The following is a 24,258-nucleotide window of genomic DNA, read 5'->3' as shown; positions in this document are numbered from 1 at the left end:
TCAGGCCTGCGCGCGCTTCAGGGCGCGCGCCAGAATCTCGGTGAGCGCACCCTGCGAGAAGGGTTTGGCCAGACGCGGGATGTCGACGTGCGCGCCGCCGGCGAGGTCGGCGTAGCCGGTGACCATCACCACCGGCAGTGAGGGAGCGAGCTCGCGGACACGCTGGGCCAGCTGTGCGCCGGTCATCTGCGGCATCGCGTGGTCGGTGAGGACGAGATCCACCGGGGTGCGCTCGAGCAGGCTGAGCGCCTCGGCGCCTGAGCGCGCGGTGACCACGCGGTAACCCAGCTCCTGGAGCATCTCGGCCGTGGTCGCCCGGACCAGGTCGTCGTCGTCGACGGCAAGAATGCAGGGCGAGTCCTCCCGCATGGGATTCGCAGGCACGAGGACCGGCGTGTCCGTGACGGGCGCCGGATCGTCACCCGCATCGGCGTCCGTCGCGGGCAACCAGATCTCGGCGGTCGTGCCCACGTCGGGACGGCTGGTAAGGAAGAGAGAGCCGCCCAACTGCTCGGCGAGCCCGTGGACCATCGACAGGCCGAGGCCGGTCCCCTTGCCGACGCCCTTGGTGGTGAAGAACGGCTCGGTGGCCCGCTTCAGCGTCGCGTCGTCCATGCCCGCGCCCGTATCGCTCAGCGACAGGCGCACATAGCGACCAGCGACGAGCGGACCATGCGCGTGGTTCACGTCCACGCCGTCGATGTGGATGGCCATGGTGCCCACACCGTCCATCGCGTCGCGCGCGTTCACGGCGAGGTTGAGCAGGGCGGATTCGATCTGGTTGGCATCGCCCTCGATCGTCGCCGGTTCCGGGCCGAAGCGGGTTTCGATGACGATCGTCGGACCGAGCGAACGCTGCATCAGCTCGGTCATGCCCTCGACCAGCACGCGCAGGTCGATGCGTTCGGCTTTCAGATCCTGCCGGCGGGCGAAGGCGAGCATGCGCCGGGTCAGCACCGCTCCACGCTCCGCGCCCGAGCGCGCGGTGTCCACGAGCCGCAACAGTTGCGGTTCCTCCGGCAGGCGCTCACGCAGCAGTTCGAGGCTGCCCTGGATGACCATCAACAGGTTGTTGAAGTCGTGCGCGATGCCGCCGGTGAGGTTGCCCAGCGCCTCCATTTTCTGCGCCTGCATGAGCGCCTCCTCGGCCTGCATCAGCGCGGCCGTGCGTTCGTGGACCTTGGCCTCGAGCGCTTCACGGAAACGGCGGTCGCTCTCGCGTACGGCGGCCTCCGCACGCACGCGTTCGATATGCGACCACGACCGTTCGACCACTTCGGAGAGCAGCGCGAGGTCATCCGGTTGCCAGTCGCGGGCTTCGCGGTCGTGGACCGCCATCAGCGCGGTGAGCCGGCCACCGCGGATCAGCGGCATGCAGATGGTGGCGCTGGCCCCGAGTTGCTGGAACGCTTCGGACTCCTCGGGCGGCAGTTCAGCCCGGTTGTCACGGACGATGTACGGCTTGCCCGCGGACAGGCTGGTCACCGCGAGGCGGCCGAAGTCCGTCAGCTTGTAGCGACCGACGATGCTGGGAGAGCCCGGGGCGCACCAGTCGCCGCGGATGGTGAAACCGTTTTCGTCCTCGTCCATGTCGGCGTAGGCGCAGATGGACACGCCCAGATGCCTGGCGAGCATGCGCGTCGTCGTCGCGAGCAGCTGGTCGGCATCGGTGTATTTGGCGGTGGATTCGCGCAAGGTGTCGAGGAAGCGCAGGCGCGCCTCGTTGCCGCGGATGGACTGCTCGGCGCGGACCCGTTCGGTGGTCTCCACCACGATGGCGATGACCCCGCCCGGGCTGCCGCTTTCGTCGACGACCGGCGAGTAGTCGAGGTTCATCCAGACCGGCTCGGGCAGGCCGCGCCGGATCAGCGTCAGTTGCTGATCCTTGTACGCGAGCGTGCCGCCGGCAAGGCCGACGCGCATCACGTTGTCGTTGAAATCGGCGATCTCGTCCCAGCCCTTGCGCACTTCGGAGCCTAGCAGCTGTGGATGGCGCCCTCCCGCAAACACGGAATAGGCGTCGTTGTAGATCATGTAGCCCTTCTCGCCCCATAGCAGCACGATGGGCACGGGGGAAAGCAGCAGCAGGCCGGTGGTCGTGCGCAGGCTCTGCGGCCATCCCTCGAGCGGCCCGAGGTCGGTGGTCGCCCAATCGAACGCACGGATGAGCGCGCCGGTCTCGCCGCCGCCGTCGAGCCAGGAAAGATCGGGATTGTGACCGGCCGGAGCGCCTGGCATGGGGCGTATTTCCATCAGCGTTTCGTGTCGTCCCGAGTCTAGGCAGGCAAATGTGACGACGACCGCAATGGTGGGACCGTCAGCGAGCCGCCCGTTTCCGTGCTTCGTCGATGACCCGGCACAACTCGGCGACGCCCGGCAGGATCGATGGCGAGGGCAGGGCCAGGGTAGGCGCGTCGAGAGGCACGACGTTGCCGTGTCGCACGGCGGCGAGAAAGCCGGTCTTGCGCCACTCCGCCAGCGATGCGCCGGCGTCGCCGCCGCCGAGAATCATGTCAGGGTCGCGCGCCAGGACGGCCTCGCGCGTGACCGTCGGCGCGGCCTGGGTCAGGTCGGCGAAGACATTGACGCCCCCGCAGAGCGTGATCGCGTCGTCGATGATCTGGGCGTGGCCGATCGTCATCAGCGGCCGGTCCCAGATCTGGTAGAAAACCTTGAGCCGCGGCTTGCCCGCGTAAGCCGCACGAAGCCTGCCCAGTTCGGCCTCGAACGCGGCGGCGTCGCGGTCGGCCACCGCCTCGGTACCGGCCAGCCTGCCGAAGCGTCGGGTGGCCGCGGCCACGTCCGCCAGGCGCGTGGTCTCGGCGTAGAACACGGGCACGCCCAGGCGCGACAGCTTTTCTACCTGCGCGGCAGGCGTGCCGCTTCGCCACACGACGATCACGTCCGGCTTCAGTCCCACGATGCGCTCGAGGTCGAGCATGGTCGCGTCGCCGATGATCGCGATGTGCTTCGCGTCGGCGGGATGGTCGCTGTAGCGTGTGGTACCGACGACGTACGGCCCCGCACCGGCCGCGAACAGCGCATCGGTGATGCTCGGCGCGAGGCTGACGATGCGCTTCGCCGGCGCCGGCAGGGTGACCGTGCGCCCTGCGTCATCGGTCACCGTCACCGAAGCGGAGGCGGGGAGTGCGATCAGCATGGCGAGCAGGGCGAGCGGACGGATCATCGTGAGACACCGTTGAGGCGTTCGGCGCGGAAGAACAGCTCGTCGCCCAGCGTGACGCCGTGGATGGGATGACGGAACGCGGCCGAGAGATGCCCACTCGTGATCACGTCGTTCGTTCGGCCGGCCAGAGCGCCGCCCTTGCCATCCATGAGCACCGCATGCGTCGCATGCTGGAAGGCCAGGTTGATGTCGTGCACGGTGTAGATCACCGACTTGCCGTGGTCCGTGGCGACGCGCATCAGCTCGTGCAGCGTCTTCATCTGGTGGTGCAGGTCGAGCGACGTTAGCGGTTCGTCGAGCAGCAGCAGGTCGACATCCTGCGCGAAGAGCGTGGCGATGTTCACGCGCTGGCGTTCGCCACCGGACAGCGTGGTGACGTCGCGGCCGGCCAGTTCGGCCAGCTCGAACGTTTCCAGTGCCCGCCGCGCCGCGTCGTCCCCTTCGTCGCCCCACGCCCAGAACGACAGGCGGGGATGCGTCGCGGAGACCACGGCATCCAGGACCGACAACGAAAACGCGTCGACCACCGACTGGGGAAGGAAGCCGCGGCGTCGGGCGAGGTCGAGCGGACGGTAGTTGGCGATGTCGTGCCCGCCGAGCAGGACCCGGCCACCGTCCGCAGCGCGTAAGCCGGCCAGTGTACGCAGCAGCGTGGACTTGCCCGCGCCGTTGGGGCCCAGCACGCACCACACCTGGCCCGGTACCACGCTCATGTCCAGCGCGCGCACCAGTTCTCTTCCGCGCACGGTCAGACTGAGGGATTCGGTGGTCAGGCGGGTCGTCATCGCCGGTGCACCAGCAGGAACATGAAGGTCGGCACGCCGATCACCGCCATCACCGCGCCGACGGGGAGCTGGATCGGGTCCGCGACCACACGGGCCAGCGTATCCGCGACCGTGACGACGATGCCGCCACCCAGCGCGCACGCCGGAATCAGCACGCGCTGATCGTTGCCGACCAGCCGTCGTAGCGCGTGCGGGACCACCAGTCCGACGAAGCCGACCGTGCCGGCCGTGGTCACGGCGATCGCGGTGGCGACCGAGGCGATGACGAAGATCGCGGCCTTCACGACCGGTGGCCGCACACCGAGCGCGCTGGCCGACTCTTCGCCGCGCATCAGCAGATTCAGCTGGCGGCCCAGCGGCGCGACCAGCAGCACGCATGCGAGCAGGGCGAGCACGGGCAGCGACCAGTTCGCCACGCCGCTCAGATCGCCCATCATCCAGAACAGCATGCCGCGCAGGTTCTTGTCCGGCGCCAGCACCAGCATCATGCTGACGATGGCTCCCAGCCCCGCGGCGAGCATGACGCCGATCAGGATGAGGTCGGTGGAATCGTCGCGATGCGCGGCGCGCTGGCGCGACAGCAGATCGCGGTGAGCGAGGACGAACACCGCGACGCAGGCGAACAACGCACCCCCGGCCGCACCGGCGGCGACGGCCAACGCACCCGCGCCGGCAAGCATGGCGCCCAGGGCGCCCACCGCGGCGCCACCGGACAGCCCGAGGGTATAGGGGTCGGCCAGCGGGTTCCGCACCAGGATCTGCATCAGGCAGCCGGACAGCGCGAGCAGCCCGCCGACGCCGTACGCCGCGACGCTGCGCGGCACGCGCAACTCCCAGACGATCGCGTGCATCGGTGTATCGGCGGCGCTGAAGAGTGCCTGCCACGACGCGGCGATGGTCGAGTCGGTCCCGCCCAGGAGGAGTGAGGCGGCCAGCACCAGCACCGAGGCGAGCAGCATGCCCGACCATAGCCTGACGGCCGAGGCGAAAGTAGCCGTGCGCGGCATCCGCGTTGTTTCGCCTGTGCTTGACACCTGGGCCCGGCTCCCGGAACAGCTCAGCAGAATAAAGGATTCGCGACCCCGGGCGAAGAAACCTTGAGCAGGCGCGCGCATGAACCGTCAAGCTGTTCACACAGCCATCGCTTACCATCGGGGCTTTCGAGTACGAACCGGAGCCCCACCGTGTCCTACCAGGCAGCCGCCAACCGCTACGACAACCTCATGCCCTATCGCCGCTGCGGACGCAGCGGTATCGACTTGCCGGCGATCTCGCTTGGCCTCTGGCAGAACTTCGGCGGAGCCGACGTCTTCGAAACCGGCCGGGCCATCCTGCGTCGCGCCTTCGACCGCGGCGTCACGCACTTCGACCTCGCGAACAACTACGGCCCCCCGTATGGCTCGGCGGAGGAGAACTTCGGCCGCGTGATGGCGAGCGACTTCGCGCCGTACCGCGACGAGCTGATCATCTCGTCCAAAGCCGGGTGGGACATGTGGCCGGGCCCGTACGGCGGCATCGGCGGCAGCCGCAAGTACCTCATCGCCAGCTGCGACCAGTCGCTCAAGCGTATGGGTCTGGACTACGTCGACATCTTCTACTCGCACCGTGTCGACCCCACCACGCCGCTGGAAGAGACCATGGGCGCGCTCGCGCATCTGCATCGTCAGGGCAAGGCGTTGTACATCGGTATTTCCAGCTACTCGCCGGAACTCACGCGCAAGGCCGCGGCCATCCTCGCCGAAGAGCGCGTGCCGCTCTTCATCCATCAGCCGAACTATTCGATGTTCAATCGCTGGATCGAAGACGGCCTGCTCGACACGCTGGAAGACCTGGGCACCGGTTGCATCGCCTTCTCGCCGCTGGCGCAGGGCCTGCTGACATCGAAGTACCTCAAGGGCATCCCTGCGGACGCACGCGTTACGCGCGAAGGTTCACTCGGCAAGGAACAGCTCAGCGAGCAAAACCTCGAGCGCATCCGCGCTCTGAACGCCATCGCCGAAAGCCGTGGCCAGACGCTGGCCCAGATGGCCATTGCCTGGACCCTGCGCGACCCGCGCGTCACTTCCTCGCTGATCGGGGCCCGCACGGTCGAACAGCTCGACAACTCGCTGGACGCCGTGAAGCACCTCGATTTCACCGCCGCCGAACTTACGGAAATCGATCGCTACGCCAGCGACGGCGGCACGGACCTCTGGAAAGAATCGGCCGAGCTCTGATCCACCTCGATCTCTCAAAATCGCGGGGCGACGCTGTCGGTAGGAGCCAGCCCTGCTGGCGAAAAGCCAACAAAGCGGAGAAGCCGACCCCCATCCGTCGCAGCGTATAGCGCCCTTAAATTTTAATAAGGCAAACCCTTATTAAACTTTAAGGGCCTAAGCTTTAATAACTACCTACCCTCCGGACAACTTCGCCTCCGCCCATGCCACGATTTGCGCGCTACCCACAGCCCCCGACTGCCGCGCCACCTCGCGCCCGCCGGTAAACAGAATCATCGTCGGGATACTCCGGATGCCATAGCGCGCACTGAGATCGGGGTTTGCATCGGAGTCCACCTTCGCCAGACGAAACCTCGGCTCCAGCGTTTTCGCCGCCGATTCGAAATGCGGCGCCATCGACAGGCAGGGCCCACACCAGGTAGCCCAGAAGTCGACCAGCAAGGGCAGTTCACTGCGCTGCACGTGCTTGTCGAACGTTGACGTGGTCAGAACCGCGGGCTTGCCGGTAAACAACGCCTGGTGACAATGGCCGCAGTTCGGCGCGGCGCCGAGGCGCTCCCGTGCCACGCGGTTCATCGTTCCACAATGCGGGCAGGCGAGAAGGATAGGTGAGTCGGTCATGGCATCGTCCGTATGGCAGGTGGCCCATGCTCAAGCTTAGCCGGTCATGATCTGCGGTCTTGTATCTGCTAGAGCCACGTCCACGCTGCTAGTCCCAGCAACGGCACGGAGACGAGCAGCGCGACTAATCCCAGGCAACCGCCCTGCGATTCGCTACGGCGGCTCGAAAGCGGCCGCCGCTTGCCGATGCCCGGGGGCTGCGTCTTAAGCCATTTGAGATGGCAGGGGCGGCAAAAGAATCGCGATTTCCCATCTCGCAGCGCGCCGATGGTTCTTGCATTGTGCGGGGTGATCGTGCCGCACCGATGGCAGGTAAAGGTTTGCGCGGCGAATGGCTGTCGACGTGCGCGTTTTCGCGTGATCAGGAAAAGGAGCAGCCATCCGACCACAATCGCGCTGATGACTTCGTTCGTCATTTCATTTTCCTCCGCCGCCCCCAGGCCGGGGGCGACTCCGCCCCGGTCTAATTTACAATCTCGCCCCATGACCCATCAAAAGGATTGCCGATATGGATCATCGATATAGAAAGAAGATCGAGAGGTTCTGGCAGCGTCAGGAGAAGCGTGTCAGGCGGCACATGGACTCTATCGACATCCACGGCTGGTTCGACTACTGGCATGCCCACCCGGCAGGTTTGCGATCGCGGCGCCACCATCCGGAGAATCAGGATCTCGCGGCCTCGACTACGGTGAGTTGGCTCCGTGCGTTCGATACGCTCGCGAAGACCCGTACTCAACCGATACAGGTCTTTGCCACCCTCTGTGACGACCCATCGAACAATGCGGTCTGGTTGCATTCGCCGAGTCCGAACAAGGCCAACTACCCGCACACGTTCGATCGGGTTGAATGGGAAAAAAGCGTGCCCGGCTGGGTTGCCGATGCCCTCGAAGGAACAGGCTTCGCCGTCGGAGCAGCAGGCGATGAAGCCGGCACGCTTTATGTCGTTTGCCGAACCGAGATGATCAATCCGGTGTGACAATCCAGGCCGAGTAAGCGGGAAGTGACGCCCCGTCCAGCGTTTCCAGCCCACGCAGGGAAACCTCACTTGCCGCAAGCGTCCTGACCTTGCCCTGCATCAGCCGCTTCGGCACCAATTGCGCCGAACCACTGAAGTTGAGCATCACCAGCACCGGATGTTCTCCCTCGCGTCGATAGATCAGGACGTTCGGATCGCGGGTATCCAGAAATGTCATCGCGCCATCGCGCAATGCCGGGTTGTCCCGTCGAAGCGCGATCAGCTGACGATGCCAGTTGAGCAACGACTCGGGTTGCTTCCGCTCATCCTCGACGTTGACCGTTGCGTGGTTGGGATTCACCGGCAGCCACGTTCTGGGGTTCGTCGAAAAGCCGGCCTGCGGCCCCGGCGTCCACTGCATTGGCGTGCGCTCACCGTCACGCCCCTTGTCCTTCGGCCAGCCGGTGACGCCGACCGGATCGCGCACGTCTTCGACCCGCGTGGGTGTCGCGGTGGTCATGCCGATGGGAGCGCCGTAGTAGGTGAGGGCGACAGCGCGGGACGTCAGCAGCGCCGCCGCGACGACCTTCGCGCGCTCCACGTCATGCGTGCCATCGCCAAACCGATCGATCGAACGTGGATTGTCGTGGTTATCGACAACGAGCAACGGTTGCCCGTGAACCTGTTGCGACTCCTGAAGGCGCGTGCGGAACCATGTGGCGTCGAAGCTTGCCTGCCAGCCGAAGCCCAGCTGCAGGTTCATCGGCAACTGCAGTTGCGGCACTTCCTTCGTGCCATACCACTCGTCCAGCAGCTTGATGTTGGGCTCGTAGGTTTCGCCGATCAGCACGCGTTGGCCCGGATAGCTGTCGACCAGTGCACGCAGGCGTCTCATCACGCCATGGACCTCGGGCAGTTTGTCGCTGTAGAGGTAGTTGAGGTTCGGCTCGCCCTGCGCATTCGTACCAGGACGTTCGGGATCGTTCCGTAGCTTCGTGTCCTCGAACAGCACGGAGATGGCATCGAGCCGGAAGCCGTCCACGCCGCGATCCAGCCAGAAGCGTATCGCGCCGAACATGGCTTTCTCCACGTCGGGATTGCGCCAGTTGAGATCCGGCTGCTGGATGTAGAAGCGGTGGTAATAGAACTGGTGGCGCGCCGGCACCCACTGCCATGCCGAGCCGCCGAACATCGACTCCCAGTTGTTGGGCGGCGCCTTGCCGTCATGGATGTTCCGCCGCTGCACGGCGGAGAGGTGCGCGGTGTCGGCAGGGATGCCGTCGTTCCACACGTACCAGTCCGATTTCGGGTTATTCCGTGAACTGGCGGATTCGACGAACCACGCGTGGTGATCGGACGTATGGTTCATCACCATGTCGAGGATGACATGGATGTGGCGCTGCTTTGCGGCCTGTTGCAGGCGATCGAAGTCCGCCATCGTGCCGTATTGCGGGTCGATGGCCTGGTAGTCGGAGATGTCGTAGCCGAAATCCGCCTGCGGCGACGGGTACATGGGCGCGATCCAGATCGCATCTACTCCGAGCTTCTGCAGGTCATCCAGATGGGCATTGATTCCGTTGAGGTCGCCGACACCGTCGCCGTTGCTGTCACCGAAGCTGCGGGGGTAGATCTCATAGACGAGAGCGTGTTTCCACCACGGTGCCGTCGTATCCGCCGCCGTCGCATCCAGTGCCGCCCAGAAAAGACAAAGCGAGCCAGCGACACCCGCGAGCCGGCGAAAGATACCCATTGGCCACATCCCCTGACTGGAAGACCGCCGATAGTAACGCAGGGCTCCCGTGGCCAGATGCCGACGAACGCGCAAGCCGGGTGGCGGCTTGCTCAGGGCCGGTCTGGCCTGTCGATCGATACGGGGCGTTGCCATTCGCGTGTAAAATGGGCGTTTTTTCGCCAGCAGAACCCGTGCAAGCACACCAGCGGACCAGCGTCCGTGGACCCACGTTCATCCGCCTGTTGTCGCGTCTCACCGACGTTGATACGGGTCGCCCGAACGCCGCGTTGCCGGACCGGTTGAGCCAGTGGCTCGACTGGACCCATGCGCTTGCCTTGTCGGCGGCGCTGGACGGGAAGGTGGAAGCGATCGCCGCGGAGGTGTCGCACCCCGTCGACGACGAAGCGGCCGAGTGCGCCCGGGTCAGGCAAACGCTGGTCCAGGCCATCACCGGAGCCCGTGAGCTCGTCGCCCGGGGTATCGTCGCGGGCACGACGCCCGACTTCGCGCCGCTTCGGCAGCGCTACACCACGCTCCAGAGGTCCATGCAGTCCCACACCGGGCACCTGCGTGGGCGTTTGCGGGACATTCTGGCGGCCTCATCGGATGAGATGGCCCGCCTCGCGGAAGTCGACGCCGTCATGGAGCTCGCGCTGAGCGGTCGCGAGCAGTCGCTGATGGGCAACGTGCCCGCCCTGCTCGCCCATCACTTCGACCGGCTGCGCCAGGCGGCCCGCCCCGACGATGCCGGGGCATGGCTGGATGCCTTCCGCAAGGACATGCAGGCCGTGCTGCTGGCCGAAGTCGATGTTCGTTTCCAACCGGTCGAGGCGCTGCTCGCCGCGCTCCGTACCCGATAACTGAGAAATCATGTTCAGAAACTTTCTTCATCTCGCCGTGTTCCTCGTGGGCCTCGTGGCCGTCATCTGGATCGGTGCGGGCTATGTGGGCTCCAACCCGCTTGGCGCGGCGGTCGCGCTGCTGATCGCCGCGTGTTACCTCGCCGGCGCTCTCGAGCTGTATCGATACCATCAGGCGACCACCACGCTCCGTCAGGCCGTGGGCGAACTCGAGGTGGCTCCGTCCGGTCTGGCCGGCTGGCTGGATCGCCTGCATCCGAGCCTGCGCAACGCCGTGCGCCTGCGTGTCGAAGGCGAGCGCGTGGCGCTGCCGACACCGGCGCTTACGCCGTATCTTGTCGGTCTGCTGGTGCTGCTCGGCATGCTGGGTACGCTGCTCGGCATGATGGCGACGTTGCGCGGTACGGGGCTGGCGCTGGAAAGCGCGACCGACCTGCAGGCCATCCGCAGCTCGCTCGCCGCGCCCGTGAAAGGCCTGGGCTTCGCGTTCGGTACGTCGATCGCCGGTGTCGCGACGTCGGCGATGCTCGGCCTGCTCTCGGCGCTGGTACGCCGCGAGCGCCTGCACGCCGTACAGGCTCTGGATGCGAAAGCCGCCACGACACTGCGCGTCTTTTCGCGGTCGCATCAGCGCGACGAGTCGTTCCGGCTGCTCCAGCAGCAGACGGAAGCCATGCCGGCGTTGATGGATCGCCTGCAGGCGATGATGACCGCCATGGAAACGCACAACGTGGCCGCGAGCGAGCGTCAGCTAGCCAGCCAGGAAGCCTTCCACGCGGCCACCGCGACGATCTACACGCGCCTCGCCGGCTCCGTCGAGCAGTCGCTGAAGGACAGTGTCACCGAGAGCGCACGCGCCGCGAGCGCGGCCTTTCAGCCGGTCATGGAGTCGACGATGGCCGGCCTTGCCCGCGAGACAGCCGCCTTGCACGACACGGTGACCCGTGCGGTGCAGCAGCAGCTGGAAGGCCTGTCGGCGGGCTTCCAGCTGAGTACGTCGAATGTGGCCGCCCTGTGGAACGACGCTCTGGTCCGGCAGCAGGCGTCCAACGACGCGATGGCGGCGGATCTGCGCGCCTCACTGGACGGGTTCGTCGACGGTTTCGGCGAGCGCTCGTCGGATCTGGTCGATGCCGTCGCGACCCGTCTCGACGCATCGGCATCGGCCACATCGGCCGCATGGAAAGACGCCCTGTCGCGACAGGAGGCGGCCAACGAAGCACTGGTCACACGCCATCAGGACGCGCTCGCCTCCGCGGCGACCATCTTTGACGACCAGGCCGGGTCGCTCGTACGCACCGTCGCTCAGTCGCACGCCGATCTGCAGTCGACCCTCGCCGCGCGTGACGAGGAACGTCTCGCCGCCTGGACCGCGTCCCTCGCCGCCATGACCGACTCGCTGAGTGCGCAGTGGGTAAAGACGGCCGAGCAGGCCGCCGCCCGCGAGCAGGCGATCTGCGACACGCTGGAGCGCACGGCGACGGATGTCTCGGCACGCACCCAGGCGCATGCGGGCGAAACCATCGCGGAGATTTCGCGGCTGGTCGACGCCGCATCGGAAGCGCCGCGCGTCGCCGCCGAGGTCGTCGCCGAACTGCGTCAGAAACTTTCCGACAGTATGGTCCGCGACACCTCCATGCTCGAAGAACGCAGCCGTCTGCTGGCGACGCTCGAGACCCTGCTCGACGCCGTCAATCATGCGTCCACCCAGCAGCGCACCGCCGTCGACGCACTGGTCACCACATCGGCCGATCTGCTCGAACGCGTCAGTACGCGCTTCAGCGACCACGTGGAGGCGGAGACCGGCAAACTCGGCAGCGTCGCGGCACAACTCACCGGCAGCGCCATCGAGGTGGCAAGCCTGGGTGAGGCATTCGGTGCCGCCGTGCAGCTGTTCGGTCAGTCCAACGAAGCATTGATGGAGCGTCTGCAACTCATCGCTGGCGCCCTCGATACGTCGCTTGCGCGCAGTGACGAGCAGCTGGCCTATTACGTGGCGCAGGCGCGGGAAGTGGTCGACCTCAGCGTGCTGTCGCAGAAGCAGATCATCGAAGAGATGCAGCATGTCGCGAGCCAGCGTCTGTCCAGCGGAGCGGGCAGCGCATGAGCGACGACTTCGAGCTCGAAGGCGAAGCCGGTACACCGATCTGGGCCGCGTTCGGCGACCTGATGTCGGTCCTGCTCGGTGCCTTCGTGCTGATCCTCGTCGGTGTGATCGGCATGCAGCTGCAGCTCACCAGCAAGCTGGACGAAGCGGTGAAGCAGAAGCAGGCCGAAGAGCAACGCCGTGTCACCCTCGAGCAGGCGCTGGCCGCGCCGCTCGCGGCCGGACGTGTGACGCTGGTGGACGGGCGCATCGGCATCCGCGGCAGCGTGCTCTTCGCTCTCAATTCCGATCAGCTGCAAGCGGAAGGCCTCGAGGTGCTGAAGAGCCTTGCCGGGCCACTCACCGGCTATCTCAAGACCCGCGACGAGGTGCTGATGGTGAGCGGTTTCACCGACGATCAGCCGGTCCGCGACGGTAACCGGCATTTCGCCGATAACTGGGAGCTTTCCGCCCAGCGCTCGCTGACCGTGACGCGCGCCCTGATCGCGGATGGCGTGCCGCCCTCGTCGGTCTTCGCCGCGGCGTTCGGCTCGGAGCAGCCGGTCAGCGCCAACTCCAGCGACGAGGGCAGGGCGAAAAATCGCCGCGTCGAGATCGCACCGATGCCCAGGCCGTCGGCGCCGGCAGCGGCGACCCCGTGAGCGCTTCGTCGACCCACACGCTACGCCGCCACCTCATCGAGGCGATGGAGCGGCGAGCCGCCGGACAGGAAGGCGAGTTGCGCCAGATCCTCGACCGGCGGCTCGCGCTGTTGCGTGCCGCGGACGTCGGGCGCGTCGAGGGCGACCGGCCCGGTGTCGGCCCGACGGCCGTCCGCGGCACGCTTGGCGAGCTGGTCGACGCGCTGGCCGCCGGCGATCGCGAGCCGTCACCTGAGCGCGCGGCTTACCCCGAGCTGCCTTCCCTCGACGCCTTTCGCCGCATATGGTCCCGGGTCCGCACCGAGAGCCAGTTGCGCCAGTCGATGGCTCCGGTCCCCGAAAACGCCGGGCCGCTCAACTCCTCGGCACTGGTCCATCGCGCCATCGCGCTGATGCGCGAGTCGTCGCCCGGTTACCTCCAGCACTTCCTCGCCTATGTCGACGACCTGTCGTGGATGGAGCGCGTCGGAGACGGTGTGGCGGGCCCCGCGGGCTCGCTCCAGCCGGCCACCATCGGCAAGCGCGCCCGGAAGAAACCTCGCAAATAGTTGAGGCGGATTCATTACTTCGTCGCCACGGCGCTCTATAGTTCGCCGATGACTTCCGACACCAAGCACCCTGCCGGCCTGCGCATCATCGCCGTCTACAAGGCGGTCAAGACGGTCGGCCTGATCCTCATCGCCAGCGCCGCGTTCCATCTGGACCGCGAAGACAGTTTCAGGCAGCTGGTGCAGTGGCTCGAGCATCTTCAGCTCACCGATAGCAATGACCTGCGCTGGAGCCTGGTGCATCTGCTCCAGCAGATGGGGCCGGCCAAGGTCGAGGCCGTCGGCATCGTCGCGCTGATCTATGCCGCCATCTTCGCCACCGAAGGCATCGGCCTGTGGATGCGCAAGCACTGGGCCGAGTGGTTCACGGTGATCGCCACCGGTTCGCTCGTACCGGTGGAGATCTACGAGTGCATCGTTCGCTTCGGCTGGCTGAAGGTCGCGATTCTCGTCGCCAATGTCCTGATCGTGGTCTACCTTGTCCGGCTGGCGCTTCGGCCCCGCGGCGGTGTCGCGATTACGCCGGCGGCGCAGGCAGGGTAATCCCGGTGGCCGTGTGGACGCCTTACCGCGACACGGAAGTCAGCTTCGACGCGCCGGAGTCGCTGGACCGCGCCAATCTCATCGAGGCGCGCGCCGTGGCCGGGCGCGCCATCGGGCACTACCGTGCGACGCTGGTGCGGCCATCCATGCAGTATTTCGACTGCGACCTGCACTTCATCGACCCGCTGCGCATCGACAAGGTCCTGCCGGACAGCATCTCCATCGTGCAGGTCATGGCCGGCCGCTGGCGTCACCGCGTCGATCGCGAGATGTTCGACCAGTACACGCCGGAGGCGCTGTCCTTACTCAGCCTCAGCGAGCCGGCGGAGGTCGTGGACACACTGCCTGGCGGCAGCCACGTGCGACTGGGTGGCCTGCGTATCTCGGGCGCCTTCCTGCGCGACCAGATCGAGGAGGGCGACCGCACGCTGGCGCCGCTGCTGGCGTTGCAGAAACATCATCTTCGCTTCGAACGCGTGCGCGACAGCAAGGCCATCGCGTCACTGTTCGAGCGCCTCTACCACTCGCCCTATACCGGCGCGTTGCAGCGGCTGCACAGGGAGAGCCTCAGTCTCGGCATTCTCGTCGAGCTGGCCGTGCAGCTGGGCGCCTCGCGTCAGGGGGCGACGCGCACGCTGAGGGCCCATCGCGACCTCGCCCATGAAGCCCGGCGCTTACTGGACGACAACCTCGCCCGTCCGCCCGCTGTCGACGAACTCGCCCGTGACCTCGGCGTCGGCGAAACGACGCTCAGACGTATCTTCCGGCGGGAGTTCGGTTGCTCGATGCTGCAGCACGTGAGAGATCGACGTCTCGAAGTCGCGCGGCAGATGTTGCGGCAGGGCAAATGGCAGGTGAGCCAGATCGCCTACCGGGTCGGCTATTCCAACCCGGCCAATTTTGCCAACGCCTTCAAGGCGCGGTTCGGGCATCCGCCGGGATCGGAATAGCATCCCGGCGTATCCCTGCGCGCGTCGCGCATCCCTGCGCCTCCTTGCGCGCGTGCCTGCATCCGCTGCATCCCTGGCGCCTCCCTGCGCGTTCCTGCGCATCCCTGTTCCCCCTTCTCGTCCCTTCGCATCCTGGCGTCCGGCGCGCGTACTTTAAGGAAACGCACACCCTGAGGGTGGTGGAAGGTCGCTGGCCACAAGTATGGGGTGCCCATTCACATGCGACGGCAATGTTTCGCCGATCGTTTCGTACGGCGTCGGGCTTACGTGCGTCTCAGCGACGCACGGGACTGACGCGGCCGAGGGCCACGAGCGGCCGTAACGCCGCTGTCACGCGGCTTACGAGTCATGAGGACAGAGTGCGGCGTGGCTCACAAAAGGACGTCTGGATGGCCTTCTTGCCGAATACGAAGAGACACGCCGGCCGACGCGCGTGATACATCGTGATTGCGGGTCATAAAAACGTCAGTCGTCGACTTTTTGACGGTTGGCTTGCCGGGCTTGCACGCCATCCTCCTCCCCTTCCGTCGCCCAGGGTGTTTCACCCCGGCGTTATCCGAGTCGTCACGATGAAACAACCCTGGATCTTCAAGCGTGTCTCCCTGAACCTGCGTCGCGCCGATGGCAGCCTCGACCTGCGGCCCTGGCACAGTGACGTGAGCGCGGCCCGTGCCACCGAGCCCGACAGCGCCCGTCGTCAGTTCCTGCGGAACAGCGCCACGGCCGCCGGCGGCCTGGGTCTGGCCAGCATGACCGGTACGGTCGGCCTGTCGTGGCTGTTCAGCTCACCCGCCAAGGCAGGCACGCTCGTCACGGGCAGCATGTTTCCCGAAGCCAATGCCATCGCCGCGGCGGAAACCATCATCCGTTCGCGGCGCGAGCTGATCATGTTCCACGGCCAGTCGAACGCGGTCGGCACCGGTGGCCGCCCCGCGCTCACGCTGCAGCAGATCTATGCGAACGTGACGTTCAACGGTGGCGTACGTCCCGGTACCGACGCGACCGCCATGACGGGTCTCGTACCTCTCGTGGAATACGACGGCGGTCACGGCACCGGCGGTGAAGTCGGTACCAATGCCTGCGCGGACGGGCTGGTGGAATACACCGCCGCGCTGACCGGCGTACCGGCCGCGTCGCAGTACAGCCGCTACAGCGCGTTTACCAGCGCGGAAGGTGGCCGTCCGATCGGTTACTTCGCCAGCTTCCTCGACGACAGCAATCTCGGTGGCTACCAGGGCTGGGACAACAGTGCGCTGCGTCTGAAAGCGATGCTCGGGCTGATGCGTGCCGAAGGCCAGAAGGACGGCAGCAATATCGGCTGGCTGGCCACCACGTGGCAGCAGGGCGAGGCCGACTCCACAGGCCTTTCGGAAACCCGTGCCAGCTACAAGACCAAACTCACCGCACTCGAACGCGCGCACTGGCTCAAGCTCTGCCAGGTCAACCTGCCCGAGCAGAGCTGGCGTCCGCTATGGCTGATCGGCCAGGTGACCAGCCACAACAGCTACGGCGCCACCAGCCCCGCATTCTGCAATCCGTTCATCGCGCTCGCGCAGCGCGACGCCTGCCTGGCCAGTCCTTACCTGCGCATGGTCAACCCGCAATACATGTTCGACTACGCGGACGAGGCGGCGGCGGATCAGCCGATGTTGCACCTGACCAACGAGAGCCATCGATGGCAGGGGCGCTACTTCGCCCGTGCGCTCTACCAGCTGATCCAGGATCGTTCGGCGGGCGTCGCGTTGCGCAACCCCGCGCTCGATGTCGCGGCGGCGGTCAAGGTCAACGCGCGTACGATCAACCTGGCCTTCAACGTGCCGGCCGGCGTGCTCACCCTGGATACGAGCTGGGTGGCGGCGACGCGCAACTACGGTCTGGACGTCCGCGATGCGAACAACAAGATCGTTCCGGCCAGCCCCACCGACAACAATCTGATCGCCGCGGTGAAGGTCATCTCCCGCGACACCCTGCAGGTGACGCTCAAAGCGGATCTTCCCGATACCGCCGCCAAGATTTCCCTCGGCTGGGGTGACCCGTCCGAGCCCGCATCGATCGCCGGACGTAAAGGCGGCCCGCGTACCAACATCCGTGACAGCGCCGGCGACACCGATCTGTACATCGCCAGCACGGGCAAGACGCGTCCGATGCATAACTACGCACTGGTCGCCGATGTGGCGCTTAGCTGGGTCAATCGTGTGCAGCCGACCGGTGAGTGGCATTTCAACGGCAATGCGCGCAGCGACGTCGTCGATCAGTCGGGTAGCGGTCGCGCCGCGCTCACGCTGATCGGGCGGCCGAGCTTCACCGCGTCGGGTACGCAGTCGGCGAACGGTACGCAGGGTTTCCAGACCGACATCGACGAGACCGCCAGCATCACGTTCGCGGCGATCTTCTGCAGCCCGTATGCCGTGGGCCCGGGTAGCAACGCGGGGCGTGCGATCAGCACCTTCCAGGGCTTCAGTCCGCGTCAGGCGGGTCTGGCGTTGCAGCACTCGTACGACACCGGTGTCGCCAACTCCGAGCTCACCAGCTTCCGTCTTGCCCTCACGGGCAGCCAGAAGGCCGTGACCAGCGGCCCGAGCGAGTCGCTCGACACGCGCTACAAGCCGCGCTTCGCCATCGTCTCGGTCGACGCGGTGAGTGGCAGCGTGCGCTTCCTCTGCCCGGCGTATGAGGACAACCTGCGTGAGCAGCGCTATCCGGGACTGGCGACACGTCCGCTCAACGGCAAGGTGCTGATCAATGCCTGGAAGGACGGCGGCGATGCGACGGGGCAGGGCGCGGTGCTGACCCGCTATGCCGCGGTGTGGAACCGTGCGCTCAGCTTCGAGGAAATGCTGGCCGAGTACGAATACGCGCGCGGCCTGTTCGGCAGCGTGTAACTCGCCACGCAATCGGCGTAACCTCGGTGCATGCGACGGCGATCCGCCGTGGCAATCACCGGGGAAACGTCATGAGCAAGGGATTGGATTCAAAGAAGAGCGACAAGAAGAAGCCCGCCAAGACCATGAAGGAAAAGAAGGCGGCGAAGGACGAGAAGAAGCGCAACCAGCACTGATTGCGCTTCTGACCCTGCTCAGGCGGCGACGGAGTAATCCATACGCCTGAGATCCTCGAGGAGCGTCGGGCCCGCCGGGTTCCATCCCAGGGCTTGACGCGTCCACGCGCTGGACGCCGAAAGATCCATACTCATGAAGGCGCTCATCCAGCCAAAGTAGGCGGCGGATTCGCTCGCGTCGATCGATTTCACCGGGATGCCGAGGCCTTCGCCCAGCGCCTCGGCGATGGCGCGGGCCGTGATACCCTCTTCGGCCACCGCGTTGTAGCGCGTACCCGGCTTGCATTGTTCGATCGCCAGACGGTACAGGCGTGCCACGTCGAGCACATGAGCCGCGGGCCAGCGGTTTTGTCCGTCGCCCACATAAGCGGAGACTCCTTTGGCGCGAATGATGTCCAGCAGCGGCGTGATCAGGCCCTGCTTAACCGGGTCGTGCACCTGAGGCAACCTCACCACCGACACGGCGACACCTTTGTCGAGCAGTTCGTTACCGGTGATCTCCGTGAGCGTGCGCGGGTTCGGGTGCGCCGCATTGAACACGTCCTCGCGGGCCAGCTCGCCATGGCCCGGGCTGCCTATGCCCGTACCCGATGTAATCAGCAGCGGCCGGTCCGAGCCGATCAGGGCGGAGCCGAGGGCGCGGATCGCCCGCTGATCCTTCTCGCAGTTGGCGACGAAGTTCGCGAAGTTGTGGTCGAACGCCGTGTGAATGACCGCATCCGCCTGCGCCGCGCCAGCGCGGAGGCTCTCCAGATCCTCAAGCTCGCCACGGTGTACGTCGGCGCCCGCCGCCTGCAGCGCCCGCGCGCCGGAGTCCGAACGGGTCATGCCGAGGACGTGGTGTCCGGCGGCGATCAGTTCCGGCACGATTCGTGAGCCGATGAAGCCGGTGGCGCCGGTGAGAAAGATACGCATGAGTGCTGCTCCCAATTCGTTGTAGGAGTACGATGGGCGCGTCGCTCATACTGTTAAAGTAGTGACGTTATCGTGGTATAGGAACCAACAGGATCGCTATGTCCGTCCCTGTCGACAATCCACTCGGTACCTTCCTGCGCGACCGGCGCACCCGGCTGGACCCCGCCACATTCGGTTTCGTCGGCGGCCGGCGGCGCACGAAGGGCCTGCGTCGCGAAGAAGTCGCCCAGCGCGCCAACATCAGTCCCACCTGGTACACGTGGCTGGAGCAGGGCCGGGGCGGTGCGCCATCCGCCGACGTACTCAACCGCATCGCCGTCGGCCTGATGCTGACCGAGCCGGAGCGCGAGCACCTTTTCATGCTCGGGCTCGGCCGGCTGCCTGAAGTGCACTACCGTGCGGCCAATGGTGTATCCCCGCGGCTGCAACGCGTGCTCGATGCGTTCGAGGTCAGCCCCGCGATCGTGCGGACGGCTCTGTGGGATGTCGTGGCGTGGAATGAGGCCGCCGCCGCCGTGCTGACCGACTACGCGCTGCTGCCTCCCGACCAGCGCAACATCCTCCATCTGATGTTCTCGAACCAGCGCGTGCGTGCTCACCAGGACGACTGGGAAAGCGTGGCTCGCTTCGTCGTCGGTGCGTTCCGTGCGGACGTGGCGCGCGCCGGAGCGACCGCGGAGATCGGCCAGTTCGTCGAAGACCTTTCGCGCATCAGTCCGGAGTTCGAGGCGATGTGGCTCGATAACGACGTACGCGCGCATGGCGAAGGTCTCAAGCGCATTCATCACCCGGAACTCGGGCTGCTCGAGCTGGAGTATTCGGCGTTTGCCGTGGATGGCCGGCCGGACCTGTGCATGTTCGTCTACAACGCGGTGTCGAGTGCGGACTCGGCACGGATCCGCGAACGCATCGAAGCACGACGGGCTTCAGCGACGTGAGTTGCCGCGCGGTCGAGCGGACAGGCGTCCGGCATGGGTGAAGCGCGCGAGCCGTCCCGTTCGTTGGCGGTGTTCTTCACGGTATTGATCGCGGCGATCACGGTGGCGGTGCTCAACGCTCCGCGCTCCCAGCGCCCGCCGATAGCCCGCAGCGACGTCATGCCGCCGGCCGGTCCGATCCTGCCCATCGTCGATGTCTGGCTGAGTACGGCGGATCATCGAAAGAAACTTACGGCGGAGCCGAGCGTTGCAATGACGGAGGCTACATCGTCACCTGCCGACATCGTGATCGACAGCGACGTCGCCTATCAGTCCATCGTCGGTTTCGGCGCGGCGATGACGGACTCGTCCGCCTGGCTTCTGCACAACACGCTGGGCGAAGTTCAGCGCGATGCGTTGATGAAGGAGCTTTACGGACCGCCGCCCGGTCTCAACTTCAACATGATGCGTCTGACCATCGGTGCGTCCGATTTCTCGCCGCACTTCTACACGCTCGACGATCTGCCGTTCGGTGCGACCGATCCCGACCTGAAACACTTCAATGTCGCGGAGAACATCCCCGACCTGATCCCGGTGGTGCAGGAGTCCCTCGCCATCAACCCTGGCTTGCGGATCGTCGCGTCGCCATGGAGCGCACCGGTATGGATGAAGACGAGCGAGAACCTGATCGGCGGCGAACTGCTCGAGACATATGAGGGCGCTTATGCCGACTATCTCGTGCGCTACGTCGACGCGTATCGGCGCCACGGCATTCCGATTTACGCGCTGACCTTGCAGAACGAGCCGAGGTTTTCTCCGATCAGCTACCTGGCGATGCCCATGTCGCCCCAGACACGCGCGCGCATCATCGGTCGATACCTCGGGCCGAAGCTCGCCGGGCGCTCGCCACGTACGCGGATCCTCGAGTGGGACCATAACTGGAGTCATCCCGAGGAGCCGCTGGCCGTGCTCGGCGATCCCGACGCGGCGCCCTACGTCGACGGCGTCGCCTGGCACTGCTACGAAGGCAGCCAGCACGAACAGGGTACCGTCCATCGAGCGCATCCCGACAAGGATACGTTCATCACCGAATGCTCCGGAGGCGACTGGCCGCTGAGCATGAATGGCGAGCTGCTGTGGTTTACGCGCAATCTTCTGGTCACGGGCACCCGGCAATGGGCACGTGGCGTCATCTACTGGAATCTCGCCCTCGACGAAAATCACGGGCCGCACTTCGGCGGATGTGCGGCGTGCAAGGGCGTGATCACCGTCGATTCGACGACGGGACGCGTGAGCCGGAATGACGAGTACTACGCGCTGGGGCATTTCAGCCGCTTCGTCCTTCCCGGCGCCGTGCGGATCAAGTCCAACGACACCGATGCGGAGATGGGACTGGCCAATGTGGCCTTCCGCAACGAAGCCGACGGATCGATCGTGCTCGTCTTGGTCAACATACGCACAGAGGCGCGTACCGTGTCGGTGGTAGAGGGTGGCCACCGCTTCGAGTACCGGATGCCTGCGGAGAGCGTGGCCACCTTCGTGTGGAATCCGGATCCGTTCGGGCGTTGGTTGCGCCTTATCCAGCAGTGGTCAGGACCGATACGGAATCCGCCACGCGTGGAATGAGCAGAAGCCTTCCGCCGCGGGAGGGGCGGCTGCTTGCGGTGTCGGTGGTCATTCCGGTGACGGTTTAAGGCCGCGAGAGGAGCTGTGAAGCACGCTTTGCCGGGATCAGGCCTTGATCGCAGCCCGCCGGTAACGCATATTCGCTATTCGCGAATAGCGAATATGAGGCGCCGCCGTGGAACTGAAACCGCAGGATCTTCTCGTGCTGCTCAAAGTCGCGGCTAATCCGCGGCAGCGCTGGACGTATGCCGCGCTGGGTCAAGCACTTTCGATGAGCCCCTCGGAGGTGCATGCCAGCGTGAAGCGCGCCGTGGCGTCGGGGCTAGCGGTGAGCTCCGGCCGTGGCGATTGGTCGCCGGTTCGACCTGCGTTGTTGGATTTTGCCCTGCACGGAGTTAGATACGTCTGGCCTGCGGTCCTCGGGCCGGTCAAGCGAGGGGTCCCGACCAGCTTTGGGGCTGAGCCGTTGTCTGATGCGATCACCGCCGTTCCCGGCGAAGCGCCGGTCTGGGCACACATCGGCGGAAGCGCGAAGGGGCCAATCCTGAGTCCTTTATATCGGTCCGTCCCGTTCGCGGCGCTGAGAGATCCGACGTTGCATCGCCTCCTCGCCCTACAGGACGCGCTGCGATCAGGCCGCGCGCGCGAACGCTCTCTGGCGGCAGACTATCTGGCCAACGAACTGAGAACTGCCGATGCGCCAGGATGATCCGAATCTTCCATACCTACGTTTGGTCGCCGAGGCGCTGGGCGATCTTCGCGAGCAAGTCGTCTTTATTGGAGGTGCGGTTGCTGGCTTGCTGATTACCGATCCGCTGGCCGAAAGCGTTCGCGCGACGAGAGATGTCGATGCGGTAGTGCAAGCAGCGCGTGCGCAGTTTCACCGAGTGGAGGAGCGCGTTGCCGAGCGAGGCTTTCGCCGGGATGTGGACAGCGGCGTCATTTGCCGCTGGATCCATCGCGAGTCCGGGGTCATCTTTGATCTGATGCCTGTGGACGCCGGAGTGCTGGGATTTTCGAACCGGTGGTACCCGTTTACAGTGGCGACAGCAGAAGTTCTCAACCTCGGCGACGAGCTTGCGATCCGTGTGGCCAGTGCCGTTGCGTTCGTCGCGACGAAGTTGGAGGCGTTTGCCGATCGCGGCGCTTGTGATATTGCCGCCAGTCACGACCTCGAAGACGTACTGAATATTGTTGATGGCCGAGAGGAACTGGTTCGGGAGCTGACGACGGCTCCTATTGCTGTCCGCCACGCGGTAGGACGCACCTTTGCCAACCTGCTTGTAAATCCGGATTTTATCAATACGTTACCCGGTCTGCTTGCCGAGCCAGAACGAAGTGAAATCGTTGTTGGACGCCTGAGGATCATGTCGGAATGGTTACATGACGAAGAAAACGATTAACGCTATCAAAGTCGCCGGCGATGGCAACGAAAAGCCGTTGTCAAAGGGCCAGAAAGCCTTCAACACGCTCAGCGAGAAGATCGCCAGGCGCCGTGCGACGCTGGCCGAGTGGGAGGTCTTCGGCACCGACTTCCGGCGCCGGTACACCGATGAAGTCGTGCCGCTGCAGAACAGCTTCGAAGCAATACGCATTCAGATGCTGCATAAGCTCGATCAGTCGCACGACGCAAAGGGGCTGACCAAGGGCGAGCGCCAGACGATCGAGGATCTCATCAGTCACATCGCCGGCGACCTCATGGAGTCAAGCGACGATCCCGCCGTCGAGGAACTCTATCGTCGCTACAGCGGGGCGGACGACGCGAAGAGCGCCGAGGCCCTGGCGGATCTGAAGCAAACGTTGGAGACCGAGTTCGGTGTCGATATCGCCGACGACGTCGACCTGAATTCGCCCGAAGCCGTGCTCCGTCATATCCAGAGACAACTCGACGAGCAGGAAGATGCCGAGCGCAGGCATCGCGAAGCGAAGGAGGAGTTTCACGCAGAGCGAAAGAAGGCAAAGAAGCCGAAAGCCGCCGAGGAGCGCGCGCGTACCGAGGAGGCGGAAGTCCACCAGTCCCTGCGCGAGGTCTACCGTAAGCTGGCCAGCATGCTGCATCCCGACCGCGAACCCGACCCCGTGGAACGCGAACGCAAGGCAGTCCTGATGCAGCGGGTCAACGGAGCTTACGCCAGCCGCAGCTTGCTGGACCTGCTCGCGATCCAGCTCGAACTGGAACACATCGACCAGACGGCGCTGGATAGCATCGGCGAGGAACGCCTCAAACGCTGGAATACGATCCTCAAGGAGCAGCTGCGTGGGCTCGACCAGGAGCTTTCCGAGGTGCAGTTCGAATACCTGGCCCGATGCGGGCTGAGCCCGATGGCGACGGTGTCGCCGGCGAGCGTGAAGCGCCATCTCACCGCGAGCCTCACCGACCTGCGCCATTACATCAAGGCGTTCGAACAGGATCTTCGTTCTTTCGATGACGTGAAACGACTGAAACTCTGGTTGAAGCAGATGAAGTGGGAGCTTTCCGCGCGATAACAGGGTCGTGATGTGGGTCACGCGACGCCTTCTCCCCAGTGAGTTGTCCGGAAGGCCGGTTCACGGCGCCGTCGTTCGCTGTATCCGCCCCGAACATATCTGCACATTCA

General features: G+C 65.5%; 22 protein-coding genes. 14 read left to right on the top strand and 8 right to left on the bottom strand.

What is annotated here, in order from left to right:
- The 4 genes from FA85_RS09280 to FA85_RS09265 all read right to left on the bottom strand — a co-directional run bounded on the left by FA85_RS09280 (position 1) and on the right by FA85_RS09265 (position 4,979).
- Complete coding sequence (locus FA85_RS09280; protein ID WP_081907309.1) at positions 1 to 2,253, bottom strand: GAF domain-containing hybrid sensor histidine kinase/response regulator; 2,253 nt, start codon at positions 2,251 to 2,253, stop codon at positions 1 to 3.
- A gap of 64 nt (positions 2,254 to 2,317) precedes the next feature.
- Entirely contained in the window at positions 2,318 to 3,187 is an 870-nt protein-coding gene (locus FA85_RS09275; RefSeq protein WP_036109379.1) for a cobalamin-binding protein, read from the bottom strand.
- Positions 3,184 to 3,972, bottom strand: coding sequence for an ABC transporter ATP-binding protein (locus tag FA85_RS09270; protein WP_051943195.1), 789 nt, complete (start codon positions 3,970 to 3,972; stop codon positions 3,184 to 3,186). Before FA85_RS09270 ends, FA85_RS09275 begins: the two co-directional genes overlap by 4 nt.
- Positions 3,969 to 4,979 carry a FecCD family ABC transporter permease gene (locus tag FA85_RS09265; RefSeq protein WP_036109382.1) on the bottom strand — a complete coding sequence of 337 codons (1,011 nt, stop codon included), beginning with the start codon at positions 4,977 to 4,979 and terminating at the stop codon, positions 3,969 to 3,971. The genes FA85_RS09270 and FA85_RS09265 overlap by 4 nt, the downstream gene beginning before the upstream one ends.
- Before the next feature lie 177 nt (positions 4,980 to 5,156).
- Between FA85_RS09265 and mgrA the strand changes: the two genes are divergently transcribed.
- A complete protein-coding gene (mgrA, locus tag FA85_RS09260; RefSeq protein WP_036109385.1) occupies positions 5,157 to 6,188 on the top strand; it encodes an L-glyceraldehyde 3-phosphate reductase in 1,032 nt (343 codons plus the stop codon).
- 174 nt (positions 6,189 to 6,362) lie between these two features.
- Here mgrA and trxC read toward each other — a convergent pair whose 3' ends face one another.
- On the bottom strand, positions 6,363 to 6,809 hold the full coding sequence (gene trxC / locus FA85_RS09255; protein ID WP_036109388.1) for a thioredoxin TrxC: 447 nt from the start codon (positions 6,807 to 6,809) through the stop codon (positions 6,363 to 6,365).
- Positions 6,810 to 6,877: 68 nt separating this feature from the next.
- Entirely contained in the window at positions 6,878 to 7,225 is a 348-nt protein-coding gene (locus FA85_RS21875; RefSeq protein ID WP_156108667.1) for a hypothetical protein, read from the bottom strand.
- 92 nt (positions 7,226 to 7,317) lie between these two features.
- Between FA85_RS21875 and FA85_RS09250 the strand changes: the two genes are divergently transcribed.
- A complete protein-coding gene (locus FA85_RS09250; RefSeq protein WP_036109391.1) occupies positions 7,318 to 7,785 on the top strand; it encodes a hypothetical protein in 468 nt (155 codons plus the stop codon).
- On the opposite strand, the gene FA85_RS09245 is transcribed toward FA85_RS09250, so the two are convergent.
- Positions 7,772 to 9,514: an alpha-glucosidase gene (locus FA85_RS09245; RefSeq protein ID WP_036109394.1), complete on the bottom strand. Its 1,743-nt coding sequence runs from the start codon at positions 9,512 to 9,514 to the stop codon at positions 7,772 to 7,774. The genes FA85_RS09250 and FA85_RS09245 overlap by 14 nt on opposite strands.
- Before the next feature lie 146 nt (positions 9,515 to 9,660).
- Here FA85_RS09245 and FA85_RS09240 point away from each other — a divergent pair, with 146 nt between their 5' ends.
- The 7 genes from FA85_RS09240 to FA85_RS09210 all read left to right on the top strand — a co-directional run bounded on the left by FA85_RS09240 (position 9,661) and on the right by FA85_RS09210 (position 18,027).
- Positions 9,661 to 10,356, top strand: a complete 696-nt coding sequence (locus FA85_RS09240) for a DUF3348 domain-containing protein (RefSeq protein ID WP_051943197.1) — start codon at positions 9,661 to 9,663, stop codon at positions 10,354 to 10,356.
- Positions 10,357 to 10,366: 10 nt separating this feature from the next.
- Entirely contained in the window at positions 10,367 to 12,463 is a 2,097-nt protein-coding gene (locus FA85_RS09235) for a DUF802 domain-containing protein (RefSeq protein ID WP_036109397.1), read from the top strand.
- Positions 12,460 to 13,104, top strand: a complete 645-nt coding sequence (locus FA85_RS09230) for an OmpA family protein (protein ID WP_036109399.1) — start codon at positions 12,460 to 12,462, stop codon at positions 13,102 to 13,104. The genes FA85_RS09235 and FA85_RS09230 overlap by 4 nt, the downstream gene beginning before the upstream one ends.
- Entirely contained in the window at positions 13,101 to 13,652 is a 552-nt protein-coding gene (locus FA85_RS09225) for a DUF2894 domain-containing protein (RefSeq protein ID WP_036109405.1), read from the top strand. Before FA85_RS09230 ends, FA85_RS09225 begins: the two co-directional genes overlap by 4 nt.
- 48 nt (positions 13,653 to 13,700) lie before the next feature.
- Complete coding sequence (locus tag FA85_RS09220; RefSeq protein ID WP_051944154.1) at positions 13,701 to 14,195, top strand: DUF2127 domain-containing protein; 495 nt, start codon at positions 13,701 to 13,703, stop codon at positions 14,193 to 14,195.
- A 5-nt stretch (positions 14,196 to 14,200) separates the two neighbouring features.
- Positions 14,201 to 15,145: a helix-turn-helix transcriptional regulator gene (locus FA85_RS09215; RefSeq protein ID WP_036109407.1), complete on the top strand. Its 945-nt coding sequence runs from the start codon at positions 14,201 to 14,203 to the stop codon at positions 15,143 to 15,145.
- Between the two features lie 569 nt (positions 15,146 to 15,714).
- Entirely contained in the window at positions 15,715 to 18,027 is a 2,313-nt protein-coding gene (locus FA85_RS09210) for a hypothetical protein (RefSeq protein WP_036109410.1), read from the top strand.
- A 194-nt stretch (positions 18,028 to 18,221) separates the two neighbouring features.
- On the opposite strand, the gene FA85_RS09205 is transcribed toward FA85_RS09210, so the two are convergent.
- Positions 18,222 to 19,118, bottom strand: a complete 897-nt coding sequence (locus FA85_RS09205) for an SDR family oxidoreductase (protein WP_036109414.1) — start codon at positions 19,116 to 19,118, stop codon at positions 18,222 to 18,224.
- Positions 19,119 to 19,216: 98 nt separating this feature from the next.
- On the opposite strand from FA85_RS09205, the gene FA85_RS09200 reads away from it, so the two are divergent.
- The 5 genes from FA85_RS09200 (at position 19,217) to FA85_RS09185 (ending at position 24,148) form a co-directional block, all read left to right on the top strand.
- Positions 19,217 to 20,056: a helix-turn-helix transcriptional regulator gene (locus FA85_RS09200; RefSeq protein ID WP_036109415.1), complete on the top strand. Its 840-nt coding sequence runs from the start codon at positions 19,217 to 19,219 to the stop codon at positions 20,054 to 20,056.
- A 33-nt stretch (positions 20,057 to 20,089) separates the two neighbouring features.
- On the top strand, positions 20,090 to 21,661 hold the full coding sequence (locus tag FA85_RS09195) for a glycoside hydrolase family 30 protein (RefSeq protein ID WP_051943200.1): 1,572 nt from the start codon (positions 20,090 to 20,092) through the stop codon (positions 21,659 to 21,661).
- A 175-nt stretch (positions 21,662 to 21,836) separates the two neighbouring features.
- Entirely contained in the window at positions 21,837 to 22,370 is a 534-nt protein-coding gene (locus FA85_RS21455; protein WP_036109418.1) for a hypothetical protein, read from the top strand.
- The gene (locus tag FA85_RS21450) at positions 22,357 to 23,064 is read left to right on the top strand and encodes a nucleotidyl transferase AbiEii/AbiGii toxin family protein (protein ID WP_081907312.1); all 708 of its coding nucleotides are present in this window, start codon (positions 22,357 to 22,359) and stop codon (positions 23,062 to 23,064) included. The genes FA85_RS21455 and FA85_RS21450 overlap by 14 nt, the downstream gene beginning before the upstream one ends.
- Positions 23,045 to 24,148 (top strand): J domain-containing protein, encoded by a 1,104-nt coding sequence (locus tag FA85_RS09185; RefSeq protein ID WP_036109424.1) that lies wholly within the window; start codon positions 23,045 to 23,047, stop codon positions 24,146 to 24,148. The genes FA85_RS21450 and FA85_RS09185 overlap by 20 nt, the downstream gene beginning before the upstream one ends.
- The last annotated feature ends 110 nt before the right edge of the window (positions 24,149 to 24,258 follow it).

Source organism: Luteibacter mycovicinus (assembly GCF_000745235.1).
GTDB lineage: Bacteria > Pseudomonadota > Gammaproteobacteria > Xanthomonadales > Rhodanobacteraceae > Luteibacter > Luteibacter mycovicinus.
Note: the sequence above shows the minus strand (reverse complement) of the source record. Positions and strands in the feature narration are given on the sequence as shown.